Raw genomic sequence first — 26,188 nt, forward strand, 5'->3', positions numbered from 1 at the left:
TTGCCACGGGGCGGGCCATAAATGGCCGACTCGTTTCACGGGTTCCCGCTGGGGGGGTAGTCGGTTATTCGGTGCCGCTGGCGGCGGCTTGCTGCTTGTTCAAAGCCTTGCGGGCATTCTCGATGCGGGTGCCTACGCCGACCTTGGGATAGAGCGCCTGGGCGCGTTCCAGATGCTCGATCGCCTTGGTCCACTCCTGGGCCTCCAGTGCACGGATGCCGATCAGCTTGTGGAATTTGGCCGGGATCTGCTCCGTCAGCTCCCACTCGCCATCGACACGCGGCAGCAAGCTGGACAGGTACGGCTCTGGGCTGCGCTTCGCCTGATACTCGCCATAGGCCCATTCGCAGACGGCATCAGCGACAAAGGTCTGGATGTCGCGGCGCTTGAAGCGCTCGGGCATTTCCTGCCCCTGCTCGATCGCGATGTCTGCCAGCTCCAGGGCGTCCTCGAACTGAGCGGTATCGAATAGCCAGACCATGACCTGGACGAGCACTCGGTTTGGAAAGACCAGGCCGGATTCGACATAGCGCTGGACGTAGTCCTGGTACTTGGGCAGCAGCTCGTTGCGCTTGAGGTCCTGGCGAGTGGATAGGCCCTTGATATCGCTCAGGCGGGCCAGGTCCTCGGCCAGGCCGACCTCCATCAGGGCCAGATGCTTGGCGGCATTCGCCGGGCTGCTCAACGCCTCGCTGGGGGAGTAGGGCAGTGCGGCAGCGGCCAGGTTGCTGGCCAACACCGCCACGCCTTCCTCCAGGATCCGCCGTTTGTGGGCCAGAGCCAGGCTCATCACACAAGCTCCACAGAGCTGGCTTCGAGGCCGGCGAACTTACCCAACTGCTCGATCACGTAACCTTCGTTGCGCCCGTTGTAGTCCTCGGTACGGGAGCGTTTCGGGTTCTCGATCAGGTGGCGCCGCCAGCTGGTGTCTTGGAAGTAGATCGATAGGTTGTCCCAGGAGGTAATGACGATGCCCTTGCTCGGGAAGAACGGGATCAAGAAGGACGGCAGCCCGCCATAGGTGGCGATCACCTGGGCATCCTCGATGCGCTCTTTCTCGGTCGGTGTCTGGCCCTGGGCGGCGTACAGGCGGCCCTTGTCGTGGGCCAGCAGATCCGAGCCGACGATGGCCACCAGGTCGCCCTCGTCGCGGAACACCGGGTCGATCATTTGCTTGACGTCATGCACCGCGGAGTCGAGGTTTTCGTAGTCGCCGCCTTTGCCCAGGGTGATCTTCTTGGCTGGGTCCGATTTCAGGATCTGCTCGGGGATCTGCTCGCGGGCGATCTGCAGCCAGCCCTTGTTCACGTCCTGGAGCATCGGGAAGTTGGCCAGGTCGGTCTGCTTCGCGGCGCTGAGGCCATGCCAGCCGATCATGATGCGGTCCAAGGCGATACGCTTCTGCACCGCCGCCAGGTAGCGCTGGGCGAAGTCCGGGAACTTGGCCCAGGCGTCGATGGTGGCGAATTTCAACGCCACGTCAGTCTCGGTGTGGAACAGCTCGTAGGTGTTGTTTTTCAGGTCGAGCAGGTGACGCGGCTCGCGGTCGTTCTTGTCGGTGTCGGTGCGGCTGGTGGCCGGGCCGTTCAGGCCCAGTAGCACCTTCTCGCCCTTGATTTCGCTGACCGGCACGACGTTGATACGGCCCAGGAAGTCCACTCGCTCGGTGATTTGGTCGTTCAACTCCTGGGCATGGGTTGGCTCCACGGCAAAGGTGCGAGCGGCGTCACCAGTGTTGTAGGCCTCGGCCAGATCTTCCTGGAGCTGCAGGTATTGCGCTGCAGCGCGCTGCGACAGGGCGGCCATTAGCGCAGGCCCTTGCCGCGTTTGGTGTTGGCCGGGCCAGTGGTGCGCGGTACCTGACGGCGGTTCGATGTCTGGTTGAACATCTGGGTCATGGTTTCCTGCAGTTCATCCATGCGGGCGCTCAGCTCCTTGACCTGCTTGTTGCCGCCCTTACCGCCCTTGCGGTTGAACTCGCGGTTTTCGTCGGCTTCATCCACCACGTCCTGGACAGCGGCGCCCACGGCATCGACAGCTTCTTTGTTCTCGCTGTCGTCCACTTCTTCCACGACCGGCTCAAGCACGGCCTGCATGCCGGCCAGCAGGATCACGAATTGGTCATACAGCGCTTTCAGCGCCTTGGCAGTTGCTTCATCCATTGGTTGGTTCTCGTCGGGTGAGGGGGTATCGGGAGTGGTGATGTCGGCGAAGCGCTTGCACAGGCCGGCCAGTCCGGAAAAGAAGCGGCGCAGCTCGCCCTGTTGCTGGCCGCCTTCGCGCAGGGAATCCAGGGGCACGGCGGCGCAGTAGTAGGAGGTCTTGGCGTAGCGGTGCCCCTTGCGGGCGCCACGGGAGAAATACAGCTCTTGGGTGCCCAGGCTGGCGGGTGAATCGGTGACGGCCAGACCGGTGAGGTAGAAGCGACCGGTGTTGGCGAAATTCGGGGTGATCTCCACGCTGGTGAACAGCTTTTCGCCCTGGTCGTTCAGGTGCAGCAGCTTGTCGTTGGGCTTGAGCTGCGCTTCCAGGGCCACCTGGCCGGGCTCCAGCTCGGGGTCGTCGCTCTCGGTGACCAGGCGCAGGGCGAACACGGTGCCGTGGGAGCCTGGCCAACGTTCATGCTCGCTCCAGATTACGGCGGTGTAAGTGGTGAGTTTGTAGGTCTCGGCACAATCGACCAGCTCCTGCACGGTGATCTCGCGGTTGTCGGCGGTGAAGCCGCTGAGCGCGACACGCTTCCAGTAGGAGACGAGGGAACGGGGCATTGTGGGTGGCTCGGTGGTGGTCGATGAGCGCCACGATAGGGAGCCGATCGGCACCGGCCAAACGCTTTGCTTGAGCGAAATTCCTATTTCCACGATCTAGGAATTTCACGCAGTTTTACCCCGCGTTTTCAGGGTTTTCGCCGCATAGACTGCGGCCCATGAACTACTCCATCGAAGTCAAAGAGGCCGCGAAACGCCTCTACCTGCGCCGAGCATCGGTGAAGGAAATCCAGGCTCAGCTGAAGCTGCCCAACGTGCGGATCATTTACTACTGGATCCGCCAGGGCGGTTGGGACGACATGCTGACCGATGAAGAGCCGGTGACCGCTGTGAGCCGGCGAATCACCCTCATCCTGGAGAAGCAGGAAACGCTGACCAAGGCCGAACTGGACGAGCTGGACCGTCTGACCTCAATTCGCGATAAGTTGCTGAAACAGTCGAGCCGGCCAGTTGCGCCGGCGGATGGCGGTGCTCCGCGCAAGCGCCACGAACGCGACCAGGAGCCGCGCCAGGAGCGCCGCGAGCGTGGTAGCAAGAAGCGGGAAAAGGCGCTGAAGAACGACATCAGCCAGCTGACCGAAGTGGACTTCCTGGAGAAGTTCACATCCAGGATGTTCAACTATCAGCTGGAGCTATTCGAGGCCAAGAAGAACCCGCTGACGGCGCGGATTCGCAACATCCTCAAGTCTCGGCAGATCGGCCTGACCTACTACTTCGCAGCCGAGGCCTTCATGGACGCGGTGTTGACTGGGGATAACCAAATCTTCCTGTCGGCTAGCCGTGCCCAGTCCGAGGTGTTCCGCAGCTACATCGTGGAGTTTGCCAGCAAGTGGTTCGACATCGAGCTGACCGGCAACCCGATCAAGCTGAGCAAGGACGGCAAGCCCTGGGCCGAACTGCGCTTCCTGTCCACCAACGCCAACACCGCGCAGAGCTACCACGGGCACCTGTACGTGGACGAAATCTTCTGGATTCCGCGCTTCGACAAGATCCAGGGCGTGGCCAGCGGTATGGCCGCCCATGCGAAGTGGCGGCAGACGTATTTCTCGACCCCCAGCGCGGTCACCCATGAGGCCTATCCGTTCTGGACGGGCGAGACCTTCCGCAACAGCAAGCGGGCCAAAAAGGCCGGCGCCTGGCCCAGCGATGCCGAGATCCACGCCGGCACGCTTTGCCCGGATGGGCAGTGGCGCAAGATCATCACGCTGGAAGACGCCATAGCCGGCGGCTGCAACCTGTTCGATATCGATCGCCTACGCCTGGAGAACGATGAAGAGCGCTTCGAGCAGCTGTTCATGTGCAAGTTCATCGACAGCACCCAGTCAGCGTTCGCGCTGGCCGACCTCGAAAGCTGCTACTCCGACCTCGGTTTGTGGGACGACTACAAGCCTCACGAAGACCGTCCGTTTGGTGATGCTCCGGTGTGGCTGGGATACGACCCCAGCCGAACCCGGGACGATGCGACCTGTGTGGTGGTGGCGCCGCCGGCGGAGCAGGGCGGCAAGTTCAGAATCCTGGAGAAGCACAGTTGGCGGGGCCAGTCGTTCACCTACCAGGCCAACCAGGTGAAGTTGCTGACCGAGCGCTTCAACGTGCAACACATCGGTATCGATACAACCGGCGTCGGCATCGGCGTGTTCGACCTGGTGCACGACTTCTACCCCCGCGCCACGCAAATCCACTACAGCCTGGAGACGAAAACCACGTTGGTGCTCAAAGCCCAAGACGTGATTCGTGCGGCGCGGATCGAGTGGGACGCCGGCTGGACCGACATCGCCCAGGCCTTCCTGACCATCAAGCGCGGCACCACCGGCGGCGGTCAGATCACCTTCAGTGCGTCCAGGACGGATGCCACCGGCCACGCCGACATCGCCTGGGCGGTGATGCACGCCCTGCACAACGAACCCCTGAACACCAACCGGCGGCGCCGTAGCCGCTACCTGATGAGTGCAACCCATGCCCAATCGACGCAGAAAAACCCGGCCCATCCAGCAGAACGCGGAACAGCGAACGCGGGTGTTCACGTTCGGCGAGCCGGAGCAGGTGCTTACTGCCAACATGGGCGAGTACCTGGGCGTGTTTCCTACCGACGACGGACGTTTGTACAAGCCGCCGGTGTCGCGGGGCGGCCTGGCCCGGCTGCTGCGTGCCAACGCCCACCACGGCGCCATTCCCAAGTTCAAACGCAACCTGCTGTTGCGTGAGTTCATCCCCTCGGCGGGCTGCAGCACCCATACCATGGGCTGCGCGGCGATGGACTACATGGTGTTCGGGGAAGCGTTCTTCCTGGTGCACTTCAACTTCGCGGACCACGCCCTGGAGCTGGAGCACCTGCCGGCGCTCAACATGCGTGTGAAGGTGGATGGCGGCTTCACGATGTTGCTGCCGCACAGCAAGGAAGAGGAGTTCGACCAGGACGAGGTTATCCACATCAAGGATTACGACGTGGAGCAGAACATCTACGGCGTGCCCGACTACCTGGGCGGCCTGCAGGCGCTGCTGCTCAACGAGGCCGCGACCCTGTTCCGCCGGCGCTACTACAGCAACGGCGCCCACGCGGGTTACATCTTCTACACCAACGACCCCAACCTGTCGGAGGAAGACGAAGAGAACCTGCAGGCGCAGATCAGCGCGAGCAAAGGTGTAGGTAACTTCCGCTCGATGTTCGTCAATATTCCCGGCGGCCAGGAAAATGCGATCAAGATTATCCCTGTGGGAGACTTCCAGGCGCGGGACGAATTGGAAAAGGTGAAGAACATCACCAGGAACGACATCATCGCGGCCTGGCGTATGAATCCAGCGTTGGCGGGAATCATTCCAGAAAACTCCGGGGGCTTTGGTGATATCGAGAAGATCGACCGTGTTTACACTAACAATGAGATCAGGCCGATCTGCCAGTTGTTCGACCAGGTCAACGAACTGCTGCGAGAGGATCGCCGTATAAGTTGGCGTGAGCCTGCGCCATTTGCGCAATGAAGCCATGGCCCAAGCAGCAGCGGGCACTTTCTTGTGGCAGAATAGTGCCCAATTTGGAACCGGGGTGGATTATGCGAGTGTACTGCAGGGAATGTGGCGGAAAGTGCCGGATCTCTTCCAGAAACGATATCTCCAAGGAGTTCGTTTCCCTCTACTGCGACTGCCAGGATTGTGGCCACCGCTTCGTGTCACACCTCACGTTTTCCCACACGCTGCGGCCATCGGAGCAGATGATGGACCGCCTGGTGTTCGACCGCCTCAGCAGCATGAGCAGGACCCGGCAGCAGGAGATCTTTCAGCAACTCGGCGCCAACGATGCGCGGTAGCGTTTGAACCGAACTTCGATGTCTGTGTAATCCCGCATCAACTCCGACGACAACTGAATCAGGCCAATCCTGCCACGTGGTGAAAGTTCAGATCCATGCACGTCGGTCAGCAACGCAAGGATGTTCCCATGGCTTTCAATATCGTCGGCCAGCTCAGTCAGACAAGGGGCTGGGTGTGTCATGGCGTAACTCCGTTTGCATAATGGCACATGGCTAATATTTTGTGATCCAAAGTTGCATGCGTCAAGGCATTGAATTTCTCTATTTTATGTGGGATTTGGTTTCTTGATAGAGGCATTTATAAACGCTTTAATGAAAATGGGCGCGGATGCGCCCATTTTGGTATTCAATTAATATCCTTTTGGTATCCCTTTAGTTTATGTTTGAGCGAGTTGATGCGAACCACGCCAAACCTTCTATCCCCTGAGCTGTTTTCAAAGTTGACCACCAGCATGTCGGCGGGCAGTGGAATCATCACGGTGCCGTCGCCAGGGTCGTGGTAAAGCCGCTGGGTGGCCTGCATCAGAAAGAAGTCTTCGGGCAGGGCCAGCTGACGCCGCGCCTCGTCTATCTCGATGTCTGTTACCGCCACCAGGTTGCCGTCGATCACCATCACGCGGCCCCCTTCAACTGCAGTCGCGATTCCAACTCCTCGATCCTGCGCAGCAAGATGCCGATCATGCGGGCCTGCTCGTCGTTGAGCTGATCCACGACGGTGGAGCGCTTGAGCCGATGGGTAATTTCGCCGTTCACCGACCGCTCGTTGAGCTGGGCCAGGCCACTGATTTCCTGGGTGACAACCTCGGGCAGAAACACCGTGACCGCGCCGGCCTGGTGCATGTCGTTGTCAGCGTCGATCGACTGCGTGAGGCGGGCGACAATTTCCGAATTCATGCTGCGATGAGCGGCGCTCGCCACTGCGGCGATGCGGCCTCGCAGGCCATCAGGCAGGCGGATCACAAACTTGTCAGCGTTGCGGGAGTTGGTGTGTGTTGTCGTCATCGATGCGTGCTCCTTCAAATCAGGTTGGTGCGTGGCGATGCCGCCAGCAGTTGGTGGACCAAGGCGGCGTCCTGGGTGGACAGGTCGCCCTGCAGGCACGCCGTGTTGGTCACGTTCTCCAGCTGGCTCCTGGCTTCCCGCGTCTTCATGACCAGGAAACCGATGAGGGCGCCGCCTACAATGGCGGTCGCCTGCAGGTGGCGCGGGGTTGTGGTAGCCTTCGAATCGCTGCTGCTTGGGGTAGATGCTTGCAAGGGTGTTTCTCCTTCTCGTGGTGGCTGGTGCCTGGAGTTGCCGCTCCTAGGCACCGTCTATTCCCAACTAGCCCTGCAGGGCTGGATCAAGCTGCGCGCTCTCGCCATAGATGCGCTCGTAGATCTCCTGGCGGTGAACCTCGACGGACTCTGGCGCGGTTACGCCAATGCGCACCTGATTGCCCTTGATGCCCAGTACCGTGACTTCAATGTCGTCATCGATGCGGATGGTTTCGCCGACACGGCGGGTCAGAATCAGCATTTCGGTTTCCTTCTGAGTTGGTTCCGTTGAGTAGAAAGTGCAGCGGCGGTGAACACGGGGCGCAGCTCGCTACGCACTTCGAAAACCCCGAGATCCGAGCCGTCCACCTCCACCAGGTGGACCAGGCTTAGGACGGGCGGCATTACGTCTTGCCGTTGTCGCCAGAAGTCGCTGGCCGCCAGCTCTGCCAGATCCTCCGGTCGTGCTCTCTCCAGGTAGATCGAGGGCAGCGGCAGTTCGCTGGAGGTGCCGTTGACCAGGTAACGCACGATCATTCCCCGACGACCTCTGGCGCCCATCGCTCGATCAGTTGCTGCCAGATTTGGCTGCCACTCTGGATGCGTTCGTGGACCTCCAGGTCCGGGGTGTAATCCATCATCAGCACCTTCAGGCAGTCCTCGAACAGCGGCAGGTCCAGGCCGCGTAGGGCGCTGAGTTCAAAGGGGAAGTCCTCGCCGTTGTAGACCCCCAGCAGGAACCGGCCCAGGACGCGGCTCTGGCCGGTGTCGCGCAGGGCGAGGGGGACCAAGCGGTGTAAGGCCTGGGTGCCGGCGGTAGTGATCGCGGGCAGGCGCTGCTGGTGGGCCTGGGCTTCGGCCATGACGGTGGCCAGGGTGCGGTGGTTGTTGTGCATGACGTCTCTCCTTGAGCGGGTGAAAAAATCACTCGTGTGTAGTCCCCCGTTTTGTCCGGAACATCCGGAACATCGCCGGGGGCGTTTTCTGGAGGCCTTGAAATACGTGGCTTCCAGCTTTTCCAAAACGTTCCGGTACTACCGGAACATGCCGGAACATGGTTTTCCGTGATAATCGCTGTATCCCGCATGGTTGCTGGGCTGCAGCTGAAGTTGACTCAAAGGTCAAAAGCGGAACATTTCCAGAACATGCCGGAACGGAATTTGTTCCGGTGCGTTCCGCTCTGTTCCGGTGCTGCCGGAACGTTTTCAGTTACGTAACTACCTGTATTTATTGATTATTTTTCTATTAATTTAAAAATGTTCCGGATGTTCCGGACAAAACGGGGGACTCCGCACAAATTTCTTTCAACCCCATGGACCCCTCCCTACAGGAGCAAACCCCCTACGTTTCAAGCCCCGCCACGTTTGCTGAAGAACCACAGGTTCAGGGACCGCTTCTCTATGCGTGAGCGGGCTTTGCGTAGCTCGATGAACTTGTGGGTTGTGCTGCTGGCGAGTGCTCGACGCAGCTGGGTGTCGGGGATTACCTCCTGGCCAGCCATCCTGCAGCGCTGCTGGAAGTGCTCGATGTTGATGGCGATCAGCTCTCTGTCGGTGCTGTGGTTCAGCGTCTCCCGGGTTTCCTCCCGTTCACCGTCCGCGTCGATCGTCGTCACCACGTCCTCGTTCAAGTAGTGGTAGATCTGCCAGAACTTCGCGGCCGTGGGGTCTTCCGACTTGCACCGCTGCTGCCGATCGATGGCGCGGGACTCGATGTGTGCCGCCAACTGGTCCAGGTCATGGTTGCTCCAGTCGGGAAAGAACATCTGTGTGGCGTAGGCTGCCGCCAGCACCTGGGCGTGGGACTGATAGATCCGCATTTCGCTGATGGCGGGGTTCTCCATCAGCTTGCGTTCGAACCGTGGGAAGGCCTCGAAATACCGGTCCAACCATGCCTTTTCATTGACCAGGCAGCGGCGCAGGTAACCGCCCAGTTGCGTGGCCTTCATGGCCTTGAGTCGATCGGCTTTGGGCTTGAGGGCGAGGCTGTGGCCGTCCTTCGTGAAGTGGAAGTGCACGATGCGCGATAGCGTTGCTTCGTCACCGGTGACGCTTGCGTTCTGTGCGATGGCCAGCGCGCCGCGCCAAAGGTCCACGCGCTTCTCGTTGCCCGTTGTTTTCGCGCCAGTCACCCGTAGCTGAGCGTGATAGTCGAACATCGGTTTGACGTCGTCCCAGGTGAACTGGATGGTCACGGTGCGCCCTTGTGCATCGATGTAGGTGCGGTCGGACTCGATCAGCACCAGCGGCAGGTTGCTGACCTCTGCGAACGATCGCAGCAGGCCCACAGCGCTGGCGCCAGATCCGCTTGGCTTGATGCCCTCGGTGTTCTCGCGTCCCAGCAAGCGCCAGAGGAAGCGCAGCAGCATGGATTTGCCCGAGCCAGGTTCGCCGCTCAGCTCAAGGAAGCCGAACGACGCCTGCTGACTGGCGATCTGCTGCACAAACAGAGTTGCGGTCCACCAGGACAGAGCAGCAAGGCCATTCAAGCCGGTGACTTCCAGGAAGTCGCGGAACCAGGAGGGGTCGAACTCCTCGCCGCGTTCAAACTTGACGGTGGCCAATGCGGTCTTGATGCCCCGGCCTTTCACCTCGATGAAGCCGTGGCTGTTTACCTGCAGCTCGCGCCCGCTCTGGAATCCAAAGTCGGGGAAGCAGTACGTGCCGGTGTCTTCGTCATAGCCGAGAAACGGCAGGCTTCGTACGGTGCGAACTGGGCGATGTTCGTCGTTCAGCCACTTGGCCTTGAGCCATGCCAATTCCCGCGCGCCGCCTTCGAAGTTGCCGCCAGGTGTGAAGTCCAGCATACCCTTCACAAAACCCCGAGGATCTGCGATCGATCCCGAGGACAGCGCGGCCTGGCAGTTACGGGTCTGATCGGGGAACGCAAAGCTAAAGTGGTACCGCTGTTCACCGGTGATGACGTCCTTCTCCAGGTAGTCGAGATCCGGAACACAGTTCGATACCTGCTCCACTTTTGATGCGCCAATGAAGATGTCCCTATTGCCTTCCAGCTTGTCATCGCCCAGGGCCTTGGTCAGCTCGGCCTGGTTGACCCGGACAGAAAACAGCTGGTTGTTGAACTCGACCAGGTAGAAACCCGACTCTTTGCGCAGATACACCAGGTAAGCGAGCTTGCGGGCGCTTTCTGCAGTGAACAGGCGCCCGCGATAGCAGGCATCTTCGATGAACAACTGATCGAGCTTGCCGTCTCGATAGACGTCGTCCCAGTCCAGTTTTCCAGCCAGCGCGACCCAGCCGATTTCCTTCTTGGAGCGCAGCTCTTTCAGGTGTTTGCGGATGTAGGTGCGACCTGCCTTGTCGTCATCCAGGGCGATCACCCAGGTGACGAGCTTGCCCGCGTTGGCCTCGACAATGTCCCAGGGGAAGTTCACACAGCTGATCGCGGCGATCGTTTTGAAACCGGCCAGGTGCAGCGCGATGGCGTGGAAGATGCCTTCTACGATGTACACACGGTCGTGCTTTTCGATCGTCTGGCCAGGCGGTACCCAACCGGCGTTGGTGTAGCGCATTCCAGCTTTGATACCCGCCTTCTGATCCTCATTGCCGGCGATGGCACGCGCATCGATGATGCGTTCCCAATATCCATCGCAGAGGGGGAAGCGAACGGTGTCGGCCCAAACCCCGGAAGGTTTCATCTGGCGGCGACCCTGGGTGTACCAGCCCTGGAGCTTCTTGATGTCGAAGCCGCGGGCCCGGCTCAGGTAGGCGTCAGCGGTGGCGTTGGGGTTCTCAGGTGTGGACGGGAAGCGCTCACTCAGGTTTTCGAACAGGTGCTGATAGCGGTCGCGGGTGCGTTCCTCGTAGCCGCAGTTGTTCAGCCTGTTGCACTTGAGCTGATAGGGCTTTTCCTTTTTGACGAAGACTGAGCGTTTACCACAGCTTGGGCACATGCCCTTGTTCAGGTACTCCTTCGTCTCGTCCTTGGCCTGGAAGCCCAGCTCCGGATCGTGCTCGAGGGCGGGAATCACGTCCTCGAGGTAGATGCGGTCGAAGTGCTCCGGGTTGATGCGTGCGCTCATTTTCGACCCTTACCGCTTGGCTTCTACACGAACACGTTCAGCTTGCTCGGCGGCTTCCATAGCGAGGTAGACCATGTTGATCAGAACTGCCGACTTCGAGCCCTCGACCTTGGGGCGGATGATGTAGCGGCCCTGCTCGATCTCGCGACGAATGGCGGAATCGGACTGGCCGGAGCGCTTGGCGTACTCGCCTACCGTGACGTAGGGCGTGTCGATGGCGATCTGCATTCTGTTAACCTCTTGGCAAAATATTGGGGCTAAATGTTCCTTGCGAGGAACATTGTTGTTCCGCGTAAGGAACAAGTCAAGAGGACGTGATGGATTTTCCAACCAAGCTCAAAGCAATCCGGAAAGCTGAGGGACTGACGCAGCGTGAGTTCTGCGAGGTGCTGGAGTTCAGCGAAAGCACCTTCAGAAAGTACGAGGCGGGGATCATCGAGCTGGGGGCGCCGGCGCTGCTCAAGATCGCCAATCACCCCCGCTTCAAGAAGTACACGTTATGGCTGATGACGGGCGATACCGCGCCGGATGGCGGACAAATCAGCCCACACTGACGCATACCTACAAGGACAGATTCATGAACAAGGAATACCCGTCGTTCAAGGCCCCTATGGGGGGCGTTGTCGTGATCGATCTGCTGATGCTTTGGTACTTCGACTGGGCCACCTGGGCCTGGGTCGTCGCGGTAGTGCTTGTTATTGCCGTGCTCGTCGGATGGCTGAATGAAGCGCTAGAGGTTCATCGTGCGAACCAGGAGTACACGCCCCAACGTGAACTGGGTGCGACGGGGTACCAGCCGGCACGCTCGACCTACTCGTACTCCGACGATGATGACCTGATGGATAGCGGTCGAGTGCTGTGGCAAGGGCAACGACAGATCAGGTTCGCCTACCAGAGCTTCGACACTGGCGATTCAGACCGTGAAGTCACGGTACACAAGGTGGTTTCTAAGGGGCGGGGCAACAGCAGCACCTACTTCAAGGGCTTTTGCCACATGCGAGGCGAGCCACGGACCTTCCGGCTCGATCGTATCAAGGGGCGGGTCACCGATACTTCCACCGGTGAGATGGCCACTTTCCGACAGCTGTTTGAGTTGAGTTCACGGTAGGCCCGTATGTCGATCAAAAAACAGGACGACGGGCAGTGGCTTGTCGATTGCCGCCCCGAGGGTCGAGCTGGCCCGCGTATTCGCCGACTGGTGAAGTCGAAGCAAGAAGCTATGCACGTCGAACGCCGGATCATGGGCGATGGTTCCAAGGGCGAGTTCAAGAAGAAGCCGAAGCTCGATGAGCGGAAGCTGAGTGATCTGGTCCGGCTTTGGTACCGGCTACATGGCCAGAACCTGAAAACAGGTGAAGAGCGCGAACGCCTGCTCCTGGCTATGGCAGAGCGAATGGGTGATCCGAAGATGCATAAATTTACGGCCAATCACTTTGCTGCGTATCGAGCCGAGCGTGCTGAGGGTAAGTACACTAGGAGTACACCAGGTCGGGGTTTCAGCAAGAAGGGAGACGTGGCCAAACCGATTAGCCCCAACATGCTCAATCACGAGCTTGCTTATCTGCGTGCGGTGTTCAACGAGCTTGAGAGGCTTGGCGAATGGTCAGGTGAAAATCCACTAGCCAAAGTTCGCAAGCTGAAATTCGATGAAGCAGAGATGGCTTATCTGGATGCAGAGCAGATCCGACCACTTTTGGATGCCCTTGGCCATAGAGACGCGGATGTCAGGTTGATTGCCGAGGTTTGCCTCTCGACGGGTGCGAGATGGGGAGAGGCCGAGGGCCTGGCGCTCCGGCAAGTCCGCAATGGTCTAATTCATTACAGTAAAACGAAGTCCAGTAAAAACCGCACCGTTCCGATCACTGCGCACCTCCAAGAGCGCTTAGCCGAAGCTCTGCCTTTCAAGTCAAGCTACTCCAAATTTCGGGATGTAGTAGAGGCGATTGGTCTGGAACTGCCAGAAGGGCAACTGACCCACGTATTGCGGCACACGTTTGCTAGCCATTACATGATGAATGGCGGTGACATTCTGACCCTGCAAAAGGTTCTGGGTCATGCCACATTGGCGATGACCCAAAAATACGCTCACTTCAGCCCTGGGCATTTAGCTGAAGTCGTACATCTCAACCCACTGTCAAAATATGGAGACATCGGCAATGCCTAAGTTTGTGAAAGTCATGGACAAAACGGATTTGGAGCTTGTTATAAATGTGGATGAGATTCGCGACCTTACCCCCTTCCAGCGCGATTGGCTCAAGGGCGCGATCATTCACATGAAGACTGGAAACGACTACACACTTAGGCCAATTGATGGCCAGAACCTTCGCGACTTCTTGCTTAACCTGTAGCGATGTGGACGTTATGTGGACGCTGGAAATCTGCCTAGCTCCACTTTTCCAAATTCCAGAAGCACGAAAGCCGCGCAATGCGCGGCTTTGAAGGTGGTGGGCCCACACGGACTCGAACCGTGGACCAAAGGATTATGAGTCCTCTGCTCTAACCAACTGAGCTATAGGCCCTCAGCAGGTGCGCAGGATTATAACGAGGGTTTCGATAGCGTGCCATCCGAAAGATCCGTTTGTGCTATGCGAAGAAAGGTCGCCGCGAACTCGTTCGGCGGCAGCGGCAGGCTGACGATGTAGCCCTGGATCTGTTCGCAGCCTTCGGCGGCCAGGAAGCGCTGTTGCGCCTGGTTTTCCACTCCTTCGGCAATGATCGTCAGCTGCATGCTGCGGCCCAGGGCGATGATGGCGCGGGCGATGGCGGCGTCGTGGGGATCGTCCGGCAGGCCGCGGATGAACGACTGGTCGATCTTGAGGATGTCCAGCGGCAGGCGCTTGAGGTAGCTGAGCGAGGAGTAGCCGGTGCCGAAGTCGTCGATGGCCAACTGCACGCCCAGCAGCTTGAGCTGATGCAGCACGCTCAGCGCTTCCTCGGCCTGGCTCATGATGAAGTTCTCGGTGATCTCCAGCTGCAGGTCGCCGGCCTTGAGCTGATAGCTGCGCAGCAGCTGTTCGATACGCCGGGCCAGGCTGGGCTGGCGCAACTGGGCACCGGCCAGGTTGATCGAGAGCGGGCCAAAGGCATGGTAGGCCTTCTTCCAGGCGTGCATCTGCCGGCAGGCCTGCTCCAGCACCCAGTCGCCGAGCTGCAGGATGGTGCCGTTCTCCTCGGCCAGGTGGATGAACTGCTCGGGCGGCACTTCGCCGAAAGTGGGATGGGTCCAGCGGACCAGCGCCTCTGCGCCGACCAGGCTCTGGGTCTTGAGGCTGAACTTGGGCTGATAGCACAGGCTCAGCTCGTTGCGCTCGATGGCGCGGCGCAGCTCGTGTTCCAGGGCAATGCGTTCGCTGGCCTGGGTGGTGAGCTCGCGGGTGTAGGCCTCGACGCGGTTGCGACCCTTGGCCTTGGAACGGTACATCGCGGCGTCGGCGTTGCGGATCAGGCTGGCGACATCGGTACCGTCCTGCGGGTACAAGCTGATACCGATGCTGGCGCTGGTGAAGAACTCGTGCTCGCCGGCCTGGAACGGCGCGTGGAAGCCGGCCAGCAGCTTGTTGGCGATGGCGCTGGCATCACTGGGCTTGTGCAGGCCGGGCAGGAGGATGATGAACTCGTCGCCGCCCAGGCGGGCCACGGTGTCCACGTCGCGCACCTGCTCCTTGAGGCGCTGGGCGATGCCCTTGAGCAGCAGGTCGCCCACCGGGTGGCCGAGGCTGTCGTTGATGTGCTTGAAGCGGTCGAGGTCGAGGAACAGCACCGCGCCCTGGCGATTGGATATCTGGGCGCAGTTCAGCGCGGCCTGCAGGCGACTTTCGAACAGGGCGCGGTTGGGCAGGCCGGTGAGCGGGTCGTGGTGGGCCTGGTAGTCGAGCTTGGCCTGGGCGTGCTTGAGGCTGGAGATGTCGGCGAACACGGCGACGAAGTGGGTGATCTCGCGCTCGTGGTTGCGCACGGCGCTGATGGTCAGCCAGCCGGGGTACAGCTCGCCGTTCTTGCGTTTGTTGAAGATCTCGCCCTGCCAGTGCCCCTCGGCGGTCAGCTGGTGCCACATGGCAACGTAGAAGGCACTGTCGTGCTGGCCGGAGGCGAGCAGGCGCGGGGTCTGGCCAAGGGCTTCGATCTCGCTGTAGCCGGTGATCTCGCTGAAGGCGCGGTTGACCGCGCTGATGCGCTGGTCGGTGTCGGTTATCAGCACGCCTTCGGCGGTGTTCTCGAACACCGTGGCGGCCAGTTGCAGCTTCTCCTGCATCAGGTGGCGCTCGGTAATGTCGCGGGCGATGGTCAGCATGCAGTCGACGCCGCCGATCGGCAGTGGCCGGGCGGACAGCTCGCAGAGGCGGATCTGTCCGTCGCTGCGGCGGATATGGCAGCTGAAGTCGCGCACGAAGCCATCGCGCTGTAGTTGATCGACCAGGCGCTGGCGTTCTCCGAGGTCGACCCAGATACCGAGGTCCAGCGAGGTCTGGTCAACCGTCGTGCTGACATCGTAGCCGGTCAGGCGGCAGAAGCCTTCGTTGACCTCCAGCAGCAGGCCGTCGCTCTGGCGCGACAGCAGCAGCCCGTCGGGGGAGGCGTGGAAGGCCTTGGCGAACTTCTCCTCGGAGGTCTGCAGTTGCTGCTGGGTTTCCTTGAGCTGGCTGATGTCGCGGATCGCCACCACCAGTGCCGGCATGCTGTCCAGTTCGAAGGTTTCGGCCGAGGTCAGGCCGGTGAACAGCTCGCCGTTGTTGCGCCGGAAGGTCATTTCCAGGTTGCGGATGCCGCCGCGGTGCAGGCGTTCGAGCAATGCCGGGCCGGTGCCGGCCACACCCCACAAGCCGAGCTCGGTGGCGGTGCGGCCGATCACTTGCGCAGGATTCAGGCCGATCAGCTCCTCGAACGCTTCGTTGACCTCCAGCAGGCAGCCGTCGCTGTGCCGGGCGATGATCAGGATGTCCGGGCATTGCTGGAACACCGAGGCGAACTTCTGCTCCGACAGGCGCAGGGCATCCTCGGTATGCTTGGTCTCGCTGATGTCGATCATCAGCCCGCGCATCAGCGACTTGTGGCCGTGCTCGATCATGCTGACGATATTGCGCACCCACAGGGTATGGCCGTCGGCGCGGATCACCCGGTAGTCGAGGCTGTGATCGCGTCCGGCCGCCGTTTCACTGTCGCAGTAGGCCTGCGCCCAGAGGGCATCCTCCGGGTGCAGGATGCTGCGCCAGAAGCCGGGCTTGAGCCACTCGCCCGTGGGGTAACCGAGCAGGTCCTCGGCGTGGGGCGAGACATAGCTGTAGCTGAAGTCGTTGGCATCGGCCTCCCAGGCCACCGCCGACAGGCTCTCGATCAGGCCGCGGTAGTGGTACTCGCTGCTGCGCAGCTCCTGTTCCAGGGCGATACGCCGGGAAATCTCCGAACTCAGGCGGCGGTTGATGCGGATCACCACCGCCAGGATGGCCATCAGCACCAGCACCGCCGGCAGGCCATAGAGCAGTACATCGTGCCAGAAGGTCCGCTGATCGACGACATTGCCCACCCAGCGTTGCTGGATATGGCTGACTTCACTGCTGCTCATGTCGGCCATCACCTTGTCGAGGATGCCGACCAGCACCTTTTGCTGGCGGGGCACGGCCATGGCCAGCTGGTAGCGGTAAGGGGTCTCGCCGCTGACGTACAGGCCGTCCAGCTTTAGCTGACGCAGGCTCCAGATGCTCGAGGCGAGGTCGCCGACCACCGCGTCGACCTCGTCGGTGGCCAGGGCCTGCAGGGTCGAGCTGACGTTGGGCATGGCCACCAGGTTGAGATCCGGGTGGTGGGTGCGCAGCAGTTCGTGGGGCGCGTAGTTCTCCACCACGGCGATCTTCAGGCCGTAAAGGTCCTTGAGGTTGCGCGGTTGCGCGCCGCCGGAATGGGCAAGGATGACGATCGGGAAGTCCAGGTAGGGGCGGGTGAAGGCCAGGTAGTTCTGGCGCTCCGGGGTGGACATGATCCCGGGAAGCAAGTCGAGACGGTTGCTGCGTGCCTGTGCGAGCACTTCGGTCCAGCTGCTGGGCTCGATCGGCTTGAGGGTGATCCCCAGGCGTTCCTGGATCAGGGCGATGTAATCGGCGGCCAATCCCTGGTAGCGACCTTCCTGGTCGCGAAATTCGAACGGCGGCCATGAAGCATCGACGCCCAGGCGCAGCTGCGGGTGGGCGCTGAGCCAGGCTTGTTCCTCGTCGGTCAGGGTCAGGGCGCCGGCCGTTGTGTTCCAGGCGAGCAGGAGCAGCAACAGGAAGGCCGGCATCATGGGCATAGCGGCCTCTCGATCAGGGGGACTGATTCGAGTGTAGACGGGCATCTCGCCCGCTGGGTAGACAGTGGCAACGACCTTCTGTCACATAAGAAAAACCCCGGCCTGGGCCGGGGTTCGTCTTTACTCGTCGAGGAAGGAGCGCAGATGCTCGCTTCGCGTCGGGTGGCGCAGCTTGCGCAGCGCCTTGGCTTCGATCTGACGGATCCGCTCGCGGGTCACGTCGAACTGCTTGCCTACCTCTTCGAGGGTGTGGTCGGTGTTCATGTCGATGCCGAAACGCATGCGCAGCACCTTGGCTTCGCGCGCGGTCAGGCCCGAGAGCACGTCACGGGTCGCTTCCTTGAGGCTTTCGACCGTGGCCACGTCGATCGGGGACTGCATGGTCGAGTCCTCGATGAAGTCGCCCAGGTGCGAATCTTCGTCGTCACCGATCGGGGTCTCCATGGAGATCGGCTCTTTGGCGATCTTCAACACCTTGCGGATCTTGTCCTCAGGCATCTCCATGCGCTCGCCCAGCTCTTCCGGGGTCGGTTCGCGACCCATTTCCTGCAGCATCTGCCGGGAAATGCGGTTGAGCTTGTTGATCGTCTCGATCATGTGCACCGGAATACGGATGGTGCGCGCCTGGTCGGCGATCGAGCGGGTGATCGCCTGGCGGATCCACCAGGTGGCGTAGGTCGAGAACTTGTAGCCGCGACGGTATTCGAACTTGTCCACCGCCTTCATCAAGCCGATGTTGCCTTCCTGGATCAGGTCGAGGAACTGCAGGCCGCGGTTGGTGTACTTCTTGGCGATCGAGATCACCAGACGCAGGTTCGCCTCGACCATTTCCTTCTTGGCGCGGCGGGCCTTGGCTTCGCCGATGGACATGCGACGGTTGATGTCCTTGATCTCGGCGACGGTCAGGCCGGTCTCGGTCTCGAGGTCGATCAACTTCTGCTGGCAGGCAACGATGGCGGCGTCCTTTTCACCCAGGGCGGCGGCCCATTTGGTGTTGCGCTTGGCCAGGTCACCGGACCAGGTCTGGTCGGTTTCGTTGCTCGGGAACAGGCGCAGGAAGTCGGCGCGCGGCATGCGCGCGTCACGCACGCACAGCTGCATGATGGCGCGTTCTTGCTGGCGCAGGCGGTCAAGGGCGCCGCGTACACGCTCGACCAGTACGTCGAACTGCTTCGGTACCAGCTTGATCGGCATGAACAGGTCAGCCAGGGCCTGCATGGCGCCGATGCTGTCCTTGTGGCCTCGACCGTGCTTCTTCAGCACCTTGAGGGTGTCGACCAGCTGATCCTTGACCGCACCGAAGCGCTGCGCGGCAACGACCGGATCCGGACCGCTTTCGGTCTCTTCCTCGTCATCGCTGCTTTCAGCGTTTTCGTCGTCGTCGTCTTCTTCTTCCTTCGCAGCGGCGGCCTTGGCACCTGGAATCGGTACTTCTTCGGTCGGCGCGGCGATGTTGTCGTCAGGGTCGATATAACCGCTGAGGACATCGGACAGACGGCCGCCTTCGACGGTGACGCGGTCGTATTCGCTGATGATGTAGTCGACGGTGCCCGGGAAGTGAGCGATGGCGCCCATGACTTCACGGATGCCTTCCTCGATACGCTTGGCGATTTCGATCTCGCCTTCGCGGGTCAGCAGCTCGACGGTACCCATTTCGCGCATGTACATGCGCACCGGGTCGGTCGTGCGGCCGATATCGGTCTCTACTGCCGCCAACGCTGCGGCGGCTTCTTCGGCTGCGGCTTCGTCGGTGTCGGCTTCCGCCAACAACAGGGCATCCGCATCCGGAGCACTCTCGAATACGTTGATCCCCATGTCGTTGATCATGCGGATGATGTCTTCCACCTGTTCCGGATCTGAAATATCCTCAGGCAGGTGGTCGTTGACCTCCGCGTAAGTCAGGTAGCCCTGCTCACGACCGCGGGTGATCAACTCTTTGATACGAGATTGCTGTTGCGCTTTTCCGGACATAACACCCTATCCACTGAAGGTCTTGGCGGGCAAAAAACAAGCCGAGGATTATACCCGAACCTGGACCTCACGCGCCAGATGAGGTCGGGTTTTGTGCGGGAACATTGCGGCTCAGCAGGGCGAGCAGCTGAGATTTTTCCTCTGTACTCAGTTCACTTAGACGCGCTTTCCTGAGCAGATGTTCCAGGCTGCGCTCGCGTTGGCGAGCGGACAAACTAGTTATAGTGTCGAAAAACTGTTGTTCAAGGTTGTCGGCATCGATCAACCACTCCTTTTCTGCCAGGGCGCGCAACAGGCGGCCCTGTTCGGTGCCGTGCCAGCGTGCGATCAGCTGCATAGAGCTTAGCTTAGGATTCTTCTGCGCGGCCTCGATCAGTGCCACCAGCAGCTGGCTGTACAATTGTTCTTCGTCGGCGAAGTGACTGGCGTCCTCGACCTTGCCGGCCAGCAACGGGTGGTGCAGCAGGGTGCGCAGGGCCGACAGCGTCGGCGGCTCGACCGGCGCCGGTACCCGTGGCGGGGCTTCGCCGCGCTGGCCGTCGCGTTGCCAGGGCTTGCCGCCTTTCTTGTCCCACGGCTTACCGTCCCATTGTTTCTTGCCGCCGCCCTTGTTCGGCGTCCAGGGGCGTTGTTCCTGTTGCGCCGGGGGGTAGTCGGGCTGGTAGTGCATGTCGCCATGGTCCGGCGTGTAGCTGACCATCGCGTCGTAGTCGTAGCCGGGGTCGTAATCCGGAGTGCTGGGCGTCGGCGCACTCTGCGCCAGTTGCTCCATCTGTTGCGGGTCGAGGCCGGTAATGTCCTTCAGGCGGTTGCGCATGAGTTGGCGCAGGTTGGCGCCCGGGACTTTTTCGATAAGCGGTGCGGCCAGGGTGACCATGTGCGCCTTGCCTTCCAGCGAGCGCGGGTCGGCCTCGTTGCTCAACTGTTCGAAGAAGTAGTCGGCCAGTGGCTGGGCGTGCTGGTTGATGCGGGCCTGGAAGGCGTCGGTGCCTTCAGCGCGCACCAGGCTGTCCGGGTCTTCGCCCTCGGGCAGGAACAGGAAGCGCGCACGGCGGCCATCCTGCAGGCTCGACAGGGTCGCCTCCAGGGCGCGCCAGGCAGCCTTGCGTCCGGCCTGGTCGCCGTCGAAGCAGAACAGCACGCTGGGCACCACGCGGAACAGGCGCTTGAGGTGCTCCTCGCTGGTGGACGTGCCGAGGGTGGCCACCGCGTTGCGCAGGCCCTGCTGGGCCAGGGCGATGACGTCCATGTAGCCCTCGACCACGATGATCTCGTCGAGGTTGCGGTTGTGCTTGCGTGCCTCGTACAGGCCGTACAGTTCCTGGCCCTTGTGGAACACCGGGGTTTCCGGGGAGTTCAGGTACTTGGGCTTGTCGTCGCCCAGTACCCGGCCGCCGAAGGCGATGACCCGGCCACGGCTGTCGCGGATCGGGAACATCACCCGGTCGCGGAAGCGGTCGTAGCGCTTGCCGCTTTCAGCATTCTCGATCAAGAGGCCTGCGTCGATCATCACTTTCTGCTGCAGCGAGTCGGCGCCCAGGTGCTTGAGCAGGTTGTCCCAGCCCGGCGGGGCGAAGCCCAGGCCGAAGTCGCGGGCGATCTCGCCGGACAGGCCGCGGCCCTTGAGGTAGTCCACCGCCGCCTTGCGGGTGGCGTGGCCGCGCAGGGCCTGGCGGTAGAACTCGCTGGCCGCCTCCAGCAGCGGGTACAGCGGTGAATCGGTTGGCTGGCGCGGCTTCTGTCCGCGACGGCCTTCTTCCCGCGGGACTTCCATGCCGGCCGCGCGGGCCAGTTCCTCGACCGCCTGGGGGAAGTCCAGGTTGTCGTGATCCATGATGAAGCCAAGCGCGTTGCCGCCGGCGCCGCAGCCGAAGCAGTAGTAGAACTGCTTGTCGGGGCTGACGGTGAAGGAAGGGCTCTTTTCCTTGTGGAACGGGCAGCAGGCGGACAGGTTCTTGCCGGTCTTCTTCAGCTGGACGCGCGAACTCACCACATCGACGATGTCGGTGCGGTTGAGAAGGTCATCGATGAAGCTCTGGGGAATCAGCCCGGCCATGGCAGTCTCGTCATCTGGCAACTGGCAAGTCTAAACGCTTGTGCGCGGGTTTGGCGTGGGGTATCGCAGGAAGAGGAGTGTGCTCGTCACCAGCCCGTTAAGGGCTCGTCAGAAAGGACGTGCACGCCTGGTCGAGGACCAGTTCTGACGCGTTGAAGCAGGTTGCCCATGGCTTTTGCCGGGGCGCCCATGGCGCATGGCCAAGGGTTTGAAACGACCGCTGCCATCAGCCCGGCACGAGGCCGGGCATGGCAGAAGCTTTGCGTAGAACGGCTGTACTTAGTACAGACGAACGGCGCGGCGCTGTTCGCGCTGAACCTTCTTGGCGTGACGCTTTACAGCGGCAGCGGCTTTGCGCTTACGCTCGGCGGTCGGCTTCTCGTAAAACTCGCGGCTACGAACTTCAGCCAGTACACCGGCTTTTTCGCAGGAGCGCTTGAAACGACGCAGAGCTACGTCGAAGGGTTCGTTCTCTTTAACTTTGACGGCTGGCATCCAGGGCTACCTTAATTCATTACCGGGGTAGACGTGCTCCTGGCAAAACATAAGGTGTGCTGGAGAACGTCGGTTTTCAAGGGTTGCGGATGTTAACCCTTAGCTGGCCGGAATGCAAAGCCTCTGATCGAAAACCGCTGGTCGGCACCGGACACGGGGACTATCATGCGCGCCTTCGAATTCAGCCTCGACAAGGCACGGACCCATGCTAGTACTGGGATTGGAAACATCCTGCGACGAAACTGGCGTCGCATTATACGACAGTGAGCGCGGCCTGCTGGCCGACGCGCTGTTCAGCCAGATCGACCTGCACCGCGTCTATGGCGGCGTGGTGCCCGAGCTCGCCTCGCGCGACCACGTCAAGCGCATGCTGCCGCTGATCCGCCAGGTGCTGCAGGAAGCCGACTGCGTCGCCACCGAGATCGACGCCATCGCCTACACCGCGGGTCCCGGCCTGGTCGGCGCACTGCTGGTGGGCGCCTCCTGCGCCCAGGCGCTGGCGTTCGCCTGGGATATTCCGGCGATCGGCGTGCACCATATGGAAGGCCATCTGCTGGCGCCGATGCTCGAGGAGCAGCCACCGGAGTTTCCGTTCGTCGCTTTGTTGGTGTCGGGCGGCCACACCCAGCTGGTGCGGGTCGATGGCATCGGCCAGTACGAGCTGCTGGGCGAGAGCCTGGACGACGCCGCTGGCGAAGCTTTCGACAAGACCGCCAAGCTGATCGGCCTCAATTATCCGGGTGGGCCGGAAATCGCCCGCCTGGCCGAGCAAGGCACGCCCGGGCGCTTCGTGTTCCCGCGACCGATGTGCGATCGGCCAGGCCTGCAGTTCAGTTTCAGCGGCCTCAAGACCTTCGCCCTGAACACCTGGCAGCAATGCCGCGACGCCGGGGACGACAACGAGCAAACCCGTTGCGACGTGTCGCTGGCGTTCCAGCAGGCGGTGGTGGAGACTCTGACCATCAAGTGCAAGCGCGCCCTCAAGCAGACAGGCCTCAAGCGTCTGGTCATCGCCGGTGGCGTGAGTGCCAACACCGCCTTGCGTGCTTCGCTGGAAGACATGCTGGCCAGCATCAAGGGCAATGTCTATTACGCCCGTCCACGGTTCTGCACTGACAACGGCGCGATGATCGCCTACGCCGGTTGCCAGCGCCTGCTGGCCGGGCAGCAGCAGGACCTGGCCATCAGCGTGCAGGCGCGCTGGCCGATGGAGCAGTTGCCGGCGGTGTGAGCCGCGCCGGGGTCATGCGCGCGCCTCAGAAATGGCGTTCGCGCCCGGCGAACAGGTCACGCAGGTTGTTGCGGTGGCGCCAGACGATCAGGATCGTCAACACCGTCATCGGCAACAGCGCTTCGGGCTCTCGCCAGGCCAGCAATGGCAGCGTCAGCGGCGTGGCGATCAAGGCTGCCAGCGAGCTGGTGCGGGTCAGGTAGAAGGTCAGCAGCCAGGCGCCGATGGCCAGCAGTGCGGCGGGAAAGTACAACGCCATGAGCATGCCGGCGGCGGTGGCCACGCCCTTGCCGCCCTGGAAACGGAAGTACACCGGGAACAGGTGGCCGAGCACCGCGCAGATGCCGACCCAGGCCTGTTCCTGCTGGTCGAGCCCGGCCAGGCGGGCCAGCAGTACTGGCAACATGCCCTTGCACAGGTCGCCGAGCAGCGTCAGGATCGCCAGCTTGCGGCCTGCCAGGCGTAGCATGTTGGTCGCGCCGGCATTGCCCGAGCCGCTGGAGCGCGGGTCGGGGCTGCCGCTGAGGCGGCTCAGGACGATGGCGAAGGACAGAGAGCCGAGCAGGTAGGCAAGCAGCGCCAGTGACCAAAACATGCTAACTATTCCGGGCGAGGACGCCCTGATTCTAACGGCGCCCGTCGCCCTTGTCGTGCTGTGGAGAGAAGTGCTTGGACAGAGTGTTCATCGAAGGCCTGGAAGTCGATACCGTCATCGGTGCCTATGACTGGGAGCGGGATATTCGCCAGTGCCTGCGCCTGGACCTGAGTTTCGCCTGGGACAACCGCCCGGCGGCGGCCGGTGACGACCTGTCACTGGCGCTGGACTATGCCAGTGTCTCGGCGCGCGTCCAGGCCTTTGCCGAACAGGCCCGCTTCGAGCTGGTGGAGACCTTCGCCGAGCGTCTGGTGGCGGTGCTGATGGCCGAGTTCAACATCCCCTGGGTGCGGCTGAAGCTGACCAAGCCGGGCGCGGTGCCTGCGGCCCGTGGCGGTGTAGGCGTGGAGATCGAGCGCGGATGTCTCTGAGTACGGTATATCTCGGGCTGGGCAGCAACATCGACCGCGAGCGGCACTTGTGTGCGGGACTCGATGCGTTGGCAGGCATGCTCAGTGACATGCACTGCTCCGCAGTGTTCGAGAGCCAGGCCGTGGGAATCAAGAGCGGCCCGTTTTACAATCTGGTAGTGCGCGGATGCACCGACCTGCCGCTGCTGGAACTCGACCGCCGGCTCAAGTTCATCGAGGCTGAAAACGGCCGCTACGCCCCGGATCGCAAGGGGCTGCCGCTGGATATCGATGTACTGATGTTCGATGACCTGTGTGGCACGTTCAATGGTCTGGTGCTGCCGCGGGCGGAGATCGTGAAGAACGCCTTTGTGCTGTGGCCGTTGTCGTTGCTGGCACCGGAACTGGTGCATCCGGGCGAGGGCAAGTCCATGGAGCAGCTGTGGCGGGAGGCGAGCATTGAACAGGTACTGGCGCCGGTGCCGTTCGAATGGCGAGGGTTGCAGCTGACTCTGATGTAAGCCAGTACCGCCCTCTTCGCGGGTAAACCCGCTCCCACAGGTATCGCGCCGCTGTTGAGGGCGGTGAAAAACCTGTGGGAGCAACTGTCTTGCTCAATTTTTAGAATCTGGCGCGATCCCTGTGGGAGCGGGTTTACCCGCGAAGGGCGGGGGCGGATCAAGCTGATTGGTATGCTTCGAGCGCCTTCAGCCGTTTGTCTTTCAGTGCGTCACCCAAGGCCTTTCCGGTCATTCCTTTCTCAACCAGCGACTTCACCTCCACTGCCCGCGCCGCTTCAGCGGCTCCCCGCAGGTACATGCCCTGAGGGTACGCCGAGCCTGGCGCAGCCATCTCGCACGCGGCGATGAAATCCTCGAAGCGTTGCGGTCGTCGATACACATCGAACTTCTGCAGCAACTCCAGCAGGCTTGTCGGCTCCAGTGCCTGGGCTTCATCGGCCCGTTCGGCGAACTCTCCTACCAGTACTGCCAGTTCCTGGCATTCGCGTGGGACCTTGAAGCGCTGGTTGAGTGCCTTGATCGCCGTTGGCTCCAATCCGCGCAGCAGGCATGCCCAACGCACCGGCAGTGATTGCTGGTGCCTGGCCGCCTGGTGCAACGCAGCCAGTGTATCGGCGCCGTGCTCCAGCTCTGGCATCAGCTCGTTCAGCGCGCCGCAACTGCGCAGCACCTCGATGAACACCTGTGGCTCGCTTTCCATCAATGCCCGTTCGATCTCCTTCCAGCTGCGCTCGGCGGTCAGTGCCTGCAGCTCGCCCGACTCGGCGATCTGGCGCATCAGTTTCAGGGTGTCGTCGGCGACGTGGAAACCCAAGGGCGCGTAGCGGGCCGCAAAGCGCGCAACGCGCAGAACCCGCAGGGGATCTTCGGCGAACGCCGGGGAAACATGGCGAAGGATCCGCTGCTCGAGATCGGCCTTGCCGTGATAGGGATCGTGCAGTACGCCGTGTTCATCCTCGGCCATGGCATTGATGGTCAGGTCGCGACGAACCAGATCTTCTTCGAGGGTGACTTCGGGGCTTGCGTGAAAGGTGAAACCGCCATAACCGCGCCCGCTCTTGCGCTCGGTACGGGCAAGGGCATATTCCTCACCGGTCTTCGGGTGCAGGAACACCGGGAAATCGGCGCCGACCGGGCGGAATCCCTGGGCCTGCATCTGTTCGACGGTGGCGCCAACCACCAACCAGTCGACGTCGCTGACCGGACGGCCAAGCAGGCGGTCGCGCACGGCGCCGCCAACCTTGTAGATCTGCATGTGAAA

The 26,188-nt window shown here is 61.6% G+C and carries 28 protein-coding genes and 1 tRNA gene; 10 read left to right on the plus strand and 19 right to left on the minus strand.

What is annotated here, in order from left to right:
• Positions 1 to 64 precede the first annotated feature (64 nt).
• Genes gpM through POF53_RS01105 form a run of 3 tightly spaced genes read right to left on the minus strand, consistent with a single transcriptional unit; the run spans position 65 to position 2,768 of the window.
• Entirely contained in the window at positions 65 to 790 is a 726-nt protein-coding gene (gpM, locus tag POF53_RS01095; protein ID WP_498965966.1) for a phage terminase small subunit, read from the minus strand.
• Entirely contained in the window at positions 790 to 1,806 is a 1,017-nt protein-coding gene (locus tag POF53_RS01100) for a phage major capsid protein, P2 family (RefSeq protein WP_094011488.1), read from the minus strand. Before POF53_RS01100 ends, gpM begins: the two co-directional genes overlap by 1 nt.
• On the minus strand, positions 1,806 to 2,768 hold the full coding sequence (locus tag POF53_RS01105; RefSeq protein WP_498965969.1) for a GPO family capsid scaffolding protein: 963 nt from the start codon (positions 2,766 to 2,768) through the stop codon (positions 1,806 to 1,808). Before POF53_RS01105 ends, POF53_RS01100 begins: the two co-directional genes overlap by 1 nt.
• A gap of 158 nt (positions 2,769 to 2,926) precedes the next feature.
• Here POF53_RS01105 and POF53_RS01110 point away from each other — a divergent pair, with 158 nt between their 5' ends.
• The 3 genes from POF53_RS01110 to POF53_RS01120 all read left to right on the plus strand — a co-directional run bounded on the left by POF53_RS01110 (position 2,927) and on the right by POF53_RS01120 (position 6,070).
• Positions 2,927 to 4,972 carry a terminase large subunit domain-containing protein gene (locus POF53_RS01110; RefSeq protein ID WP_498965971.1) on the plus strand — a complete coding sequence of 682 codons (2,046 nt, stop codon included), beginning with the start codon at positions 2,927 to 2,929 and terminating at the stop codon, positions 4,970 to 4,972.
• Positions 4,884 to 5,744, plus strand: coding sequence for a phage portal protein (locus POF53_RS01115; RefSeq protein WP_498966042.1), 861 nt, complete (start codon positions 4,884 to 4,886; stop codon positions 5,742 to 5,744). The genes POF53_RS01110 and POF53_RS01115 overlap by 89 nt, the downstream gene beginning before the upstream one ends.
• Before the next feature lie 71 nt (positions 5,745 to 5,815).
• Positions 5,816 to 6,070: an ogr/Delta-like zinc finger family protein gene (locus POF53_RS01120; protein WP_313650330.1), complete on the plus strand. Its 255-nt coding sequence runs from the start codon at positions 5,816 to 5,818 to the stop codon at positions 6,068 to 6,070.
• Here the strand turns inward: POF53_RS01120 and POF53_RS01125 are convergent.
• The 9 genes from POF53_RS01125 to POF53_RS01165 all read right to left on the minus strand — a co-directional run bounded on the left by POF53_RS01125 (position 6,040) and on the right by POF53_RS01165 (position 11,596).
• Entirely contained in the window at positions 6,040 to 6,252 is a 213-nt protein-coding gene (locus POF53_RS01125; RefSeq protein WP_313650332.1) for a hypothetical protein, read from the minus strand. The genes POF53_RS01120 and POF53_RS01125 overlap by 31 nt on opposite strands.
• 164 nt (positions 6,253 to 6,416) lie before the next feature.
• Entirely contained in the window at positions 6,417 to 6,686 is a 270-nt protein-coding gene (locus tag POF53_RS01130) for a hypothetical protein (protein ID WP_498965974.1), read from the minus strand.
• Positions 6,683 to 7,072 carry an Arc family DNA-binding protein gene (locus tag POF53_RS01135; RefSeq protein ID WP_498965976.1) on the minus strand — a complete coding sequence of 130 codons (390 nt, stop codon included), beginning with the start codon at positions 7,070 to 7,072 and terminating at the stop codon, positions 6,683 to 6,685. The genes POF53_RS01130 and POF53_RS01135 overlap by 4 nt, the downstream gene beginning before the upstream one ends.
• Before the next feature lie 14 nt (positions 7,073 to 7,086).
• Positions 7,087 to 7,221: a hypothetical protein gene (locus tag POF53_RS01140; protein ID WP_498965978.1), complete on the minus strand. Its 135-nt coding sequence runs from the start codon at positions 7,219 to 7,221 to the stop codon at positions 7,087 to 7,089.
• Between the two features lie 172 nt (positions 7,222 to 7,393).
• Complete coding sequence (csrA, locus tag POF53_RS01145) at positions 7,394 to 7,588, minus strand: carbon storage regulator CsrA (protein ID WP_498965980.1); 195 nt, start codon at positions 7,586 to 7,588, stop codon at positions 7,394 to 7,396.
• Positions 7,582 to 7,863 (minus strand): hypothetical protein, encoded by a 282-nt coding sequence (locus tag POF53_RS01150; protein ID WP_313650289.1) that lies wholly within the window; start codon positions 7,861 to 7,863, stop codon positions 7,582 to 7,584. Before POF53_RS01150 ends, csrA begins: the two co-directional genes overlap by 7 nt.
• The gene (locus tag POF53_RS01155) at positions 7,860 to 8,222 is read right to left on the minus strand and encodes a DUF7673 family protein (protein WP_498965982.1); all 363 of its coding nucleotides are present in this window, start codon (positions 8,220 to 8,222) and stop codon (positions 7,860 to 7,862) included. Before POF53_RS01155 ends, POF53_RS01150 begins: the two co-directional genes overlap by 4 nt.
• A gap of 452 nt (positions 8,223 to 8,674) precedes the next feature.
• Positions 8,675 to 11,368 carry a toprim domain-containing protein gene (locus tag POF53_RS01160; RefSeq protein ID WP_498965984.1) on the minus strand — a complete coding sequence of 898 codons (2,694 nt, stop codon included), beginning with the start codon at positions 11,366 to 11,368 and terminating at the stop codon, positions 8,675 to 8,677.
• Between the two features lie 9 nt (positions 11,369 to 11,377).
• Complete coding sequence (locus tag POF53_RS01165; RefSeq protein WP_498965986.1) at positions 11,378 to 11,596, minus strand: hypothetical protein; 219 nt, start codon at positions 11,594 to 11,596, stop codon at positions 11,378 to 11,380.
• An 89-nt stretch (positions 11,597 to 11,685) separates the two neighbouring features.
• On the opposite strand from POF53_RS01165, the gene POF53_RS01170 reads away from it, so the two are divergent.
• Genes POF53_RS01170 through POF53_RS01185 form a run of 4 tightly spaced genes read left to right on the plus strand, consistent with a single transcriptional unit; the run spans position 11,686 to position 13,716 of the window.
• Complete coding sequence (locus POF53_RS01170; protein WP_498965988.1) at positions 11,686 to 11,922, plus strand: helix-turn-helix domain-containing protein; 237 nt, start codon at positions 11,686 to 11,688, stop codon at positions 11,920 to 11,922.
• A 23-nt stretch (positions 11,923 to 11,945) separates the two neighbouring features.
• The gene (locus tag POF53_RS01175) at positions 11,946 to 12,476 is read left to right on the plus strand and encodes a WYL domain-containing protein (protein WP_498965990.1); all 531 of its coding nucleotides are present in this window, start codon (positions 11,946 to 11,948) and stop codon (positions 12,474 to 12,476) included.
• Between the two features lie 6 nt (positions 12,477 to 12,482).
• Positions 12,483 to 13,532, plus strand: a complete 1,050-nt coding sequence (locus tag POF53_RS01180) for a phage integrase (RefSeq protein WP_498965992.1) — start codon at positions 12,483 to 12,485, stop codon at positions 13,530 to 13,532.
• Positions 13,525 to 13,716, plus strand: coding sequence for a hypothetical protein (locus POF53_RS01185; RefSeq protein WP_498965994.1), 192 nt, complete (start codon positions 13,525 to 13,527; stop codon positions 13,714 to 13,716). The genes POF53_RS01180 and POF53_RS01185 overlap by 8 nt, the downstream gene beginning before the upstream one ends.
• Positions 13,717 to 13,810: 94 nt before the next feature.
• Here the strand turns inward: POF53_RS01185 and POF53_RS01190 are convergent.
• The 5 genes from POF53_RS01190 to rpsU form a co-directional block, all read right to left on the minus strand.
• A tRNA-Ile gene (locus POF53_RS01190) sits at positions 13,811 to 13,887 on the minus strand.
• A gap of 17 nt (positions 13,888 to 13,904) precedes the next feature.
• Positions 13,905 to 17,648 carry an EAL domain-containing protein gene (locus tag POF53_RS01195; protein WP_498965996.1) on the minus strand — a complete coding sequence of 1,248 codons (3,744 nt, stop codon included), beginning with the start codon at positions 17,646 to 17,648 and terminating at the stop codon, positions 13,905 to 13,907.
• Between the two features lie 120 nt (positions 17,649 to 17,768).
• The gene (gene rpoD, locus POF53_RS01200; protein ID WP_498965998.1) at positions 17,769 to 19,619 is read right to left on the minus strand and encodes an RNA polymerase sigma factor RpoD; all 1,851 of its coding nucleotides are present in this window, start codon (positions 19,617 to 19,619) and stop codon (positions 17,769 to 17,771) included.
• 67 nt (positions 19,620 to 19,686) lie between these two features.
• Entirely contained in the window at positions 19,687 to 21,675 is a 1,989-nt protein-coding gene (gene dnaG, locus POF53_RS01205; RefSeq protein WP_498966000.1) for a DNA primase, read from the minus strand.
• Positions 21,676 to 21,954: 279 nt separating this feature from the next.
• Complete coding sequence (gene rpsU / locus POF53_RS01210) at positions 21,955 to 22,170, minus strand: 30S ribosomal protein S21 (protein ID WP_003255575.1); 216 nt, start codon at positions 22,168 to 22,170, stop codon at positions 21,955 to 21,957.
• Positions 22,171 to 22,375: 205 nt separating this feature from the next.
• Here rpsU and tsaD point away from each other — a divergent pair, with 205 nt between their 5' ends.
• Positions 22,376 to 23,401 (plus strand): tRNA (adenosine(37)-N6)-threonylcarbamoyltransferase complex transferase subunit TsaD, encoded by a 1,026-nt coding sequence (tsaD, locus tag POF53_RS01215; protein WP_203649916.1) that lies wholly within the window; start codon positions 22,376 to 22,378, stop codon positions 23,399 to 23,401.
• 25 nt (positions 23,402 to 23,426) lie between these two features.
• Here tsaD and plsY read toward each other — a convergent pair whose 3' ends face one another.
• Positions 23,427 to 23,996, minus strand: a complete 570-nt coding sequence (gene plsY, locus POF53_RS01220) for a glycerol-3-phosphate 1-O-acyltransferase PlsY (RefSeq protein WP_050703505.1) — start codon at positions 23,994 to 23,996, stop codon at positions 23,427 to 23,429.
• Positions 23,997 to 24,079: 83 nt separating this feature from the next.
• Here plsY and folB point away from each other — a divergent pair, with 83 nt between their 5' ends.
• Both folB and folK read left to right on the plus strand, forming a co-directional pair.
• Entirely contained in the window at positions 24,080 to 24,427 is a 348-nt protein-coding gene (gene folB, locus POF53_RS01225) for a dihydroneopterin aldolase (protein WP_498966044.1), read from the plus strand.
• Positions 24,418 to 24,927 carry a 2-amino-4-hydroxy-6-hydroxymethyldihydropteridine diphosphokinase gene (folK, locus tag POF53_RS01230; RefSeq protein ID WP_498966003.1) on the plus strand — a complete coding sequence of 170 codons (510 nt, stop codon included), beginning with the start codon at positions 24,418 to 24,420 and terminating at the stop codon, positions 24,925 to 24,927. The genes folB and folK overlap by 10 nt, the downstream gene beginning before the upstream one ends.
• 157 nt (positions 24,928 to 25,084) lie before the next feature.
• Here folK and POF53_RS01235 read toward each other — a convergent pair whose 3' ends face one another.
• Positions 25,085 to 26,182 carry a tRNA nucleotidyltransferase/poly(A) polymerase-related protein gene (locus POF53_RS01235; protein ID WP_232855074.1) on the minus strand — a complete coding sequence of 366 codons (1,098 nt, stop codon included), beginning with the start codon at positions 26,180 to 26,182 and terminating at the stop codon, positions 25,085 to 25,087.
• Positions 26,183 to 26,188: the final 6 nt, after the last annotated feature.

The sequence above is a fragment of the Mitsuaria sp. RG genome (assembly GCF_028369275.1).
Taxonomy (GTDB): Bacteria; Pseudomonadota; Gammaproteobacteria; order Pseudomonadales; family Pseudomonadaceae; genus Aquipseudomonas; species Aquipseudomonas peradeniyensis.

What these genes read in the sequence shown, in the direction of transcription:
- gpM (WP_498965966.1), bottom strand. Translation starts at nt 790, where the DNA reads ATGAGCCTGGCTCTGGCCCACAAACGGCGGATCCTGGAGGAAGGCGTG.
- POF53_RS01100 (WP_094011488.1), bottom strand. Translation starts at nt 1,806, where the DNA reads ATGGCCGCCCTGTCGCAGCGCGCTGCAGCGCAATACCTGCAGCTCCAG.
- POF53_RS01105 (WP_498965969.1), bottom strand. Translation starts at nt 2,768, where the DNA reads ATGCCCCGTTCCCTCGTCTCCTACTGGAAGCGTGTCGCGCTCAGCGGC.
- POF53_RS01110 (WP_498965971.1), top strand. Translation starts at nt 2,927, where the DNA reads ATGAACTACTCCATCGAAGTCAAAGAGGCCGCGAAACGCCTCTACCTG.
- POF53_RS01120 (WP_313650330.1), top strand. Translation starts at nt 5,816, where the DNA reads ATGCGAGTGTACTGCAGGGAATGTGGCGGAAAGTGCCGGATCTCTTCC.
- POF53_RS01125 (WP_313650332.1), bottom strand. Translation starts at nt 6,252, where the DNA reads ATGACACACCCAGCCCCTTGTCTGACTGAGCTGGCCGACGATATTGAA.
- POF53_RS01135 (WP_498965976.1), bottom strand. Translation starts at nt 7,072, where the DNA reads ATGACGACAACACACACCAACTCCCGCAACGCTGACAAGTTTGTGATC.
- POF53_RS01140 (WP_498965978.1), bottom strand. Translation starts at nt 7,221, where the DNA reads ATGAAGACGCGGGAAGCCAGGAGCCAGCTGGAGAACGTGACCAACACG.
- csrA (WP_498965980.1), bottom strand. Translation starts at nt 7,588, where the DNA reads ATGCTGATTCTGACCCGCCGTGTCGGCGAAACCATCCGCATCGATGAC.
- POF53_RS01150 (WP_313650289.1), bottom strand. Translation starts at nt 7,863, where the DNA reads ATGATCGTGCGTTACCTGGTCAACGGCACCTCCAGCGAACTGCCGCTG.
- POF53_RS01155 (WP_498965982.1), bottom strand. Translation starts at nt 8,222, where the DNA reads ATGCACAACAACCACCGCACCCTGGCCACCGTCATGGCCGAAGCCCAG.
- POF53_RS01160 (WP_498965984.1), bottom strand. Translation starts at nt 11,368, where the DNA reads ATGAGCGCACGCATCAACCCGGAGCACTTCGACCGCATCTACCTCGAG.
- POF53_RS01165 (WP_498965986.1), bottom strand. Translation starts at nt 11,596, where the DNA reads ATGCAGATCGCCATCGACACGCCCTACGTCACGGTAGGCGAGTACGCC.
- POF53_RS01170 (WP_498965988.1), top strand. Translation starts at nt 11,686, where the DNA reads ATGGATTTTCCAACCAAGCTCAAAGCAATCCGGAAAGCTGAGGGACTG.
- POF53_RS01175 (WP_498965990.1), top strand. Translation starts at nt 11,946, where the DNA reads ATGAACAAGGAATACCCGTCGTTCAAGGCCCCTATGGGGGGCGTTGTC.
- POF53_RS01180 (WP_498965992.1), top strand. Translation starts at nt 12,483, where the DNA reads ATGTCGATCAAAAAACAGGACGACGGGCAGTGGCTTGTCGATTGCCGC.
- POF53_RS01185 (WP_498965994.1), top strand. Translation starts at nt 13,525, where the DNA reads ATGCCTAAGTTTGTGAAAGTCATGGACAAAACGGATTTGGAGCTTGTT.
- POF53_RS01195 (WP_498965996.1), bottom strand. Translation starts at nt 17,648, where the DNA reads ATGCCCATGATGCCGGCCTTCCTGTTGCTGCTCCTGCTCGCCTGGAAC.
- rpoD (WP_498965998.1), bottom strand. Translation starts at nt 19,619, where the DNA reads ATGTCCGGAAAAGCGCAACAGCAATCTCGTATCAAAGAGTTGATCACC.
- dnaG (WP_498966000.1), bottom strand. Translation starts at nt 21,675, where the DNA reads ATGGCCGGGCTGATTCCCCAGAGCTTCATCGATGACCTTCTCAACCGC.
- rpsU (WP_003255575.1), bottom strand. Translation starts at nt 22,170, where the DNA reads ATGCCAGCCGTCAAAGTTAAAGAGAACGAACCCTTCGACGTAGCTCTG.
- tsaD (WP_203649916.1), top strand. Translation starts at nt 22,376, where the DNA reads ATGCTAGTACTGGGATTGGAAACATCCTGCGACGAAACTGGCGTCGCA.
- plsY (WP_050703505.1), bottom strand. Translation starts at nt 23,996, where the DNA reads ATGTTTTGGTCACTGGCGCTGCTTGCCTACCTGCTCGGCTCTCTGTCC.
- folK (WP_498966003.1), top strand. Translation starts at nt 24,418, where the DNA reads ATGTCTCTGAGTACGGTATATCTCGGGCTGGGCAGCAACATCGACCGC.
- POF53_RS01235 (WP_232855074.1), bottom strand. Translation starts at nt 26,182, where the DNA reads ATGCAGATCTACAAGGTTGGCGGCGCCGTGCGCGACCGCCTGCTTGGC.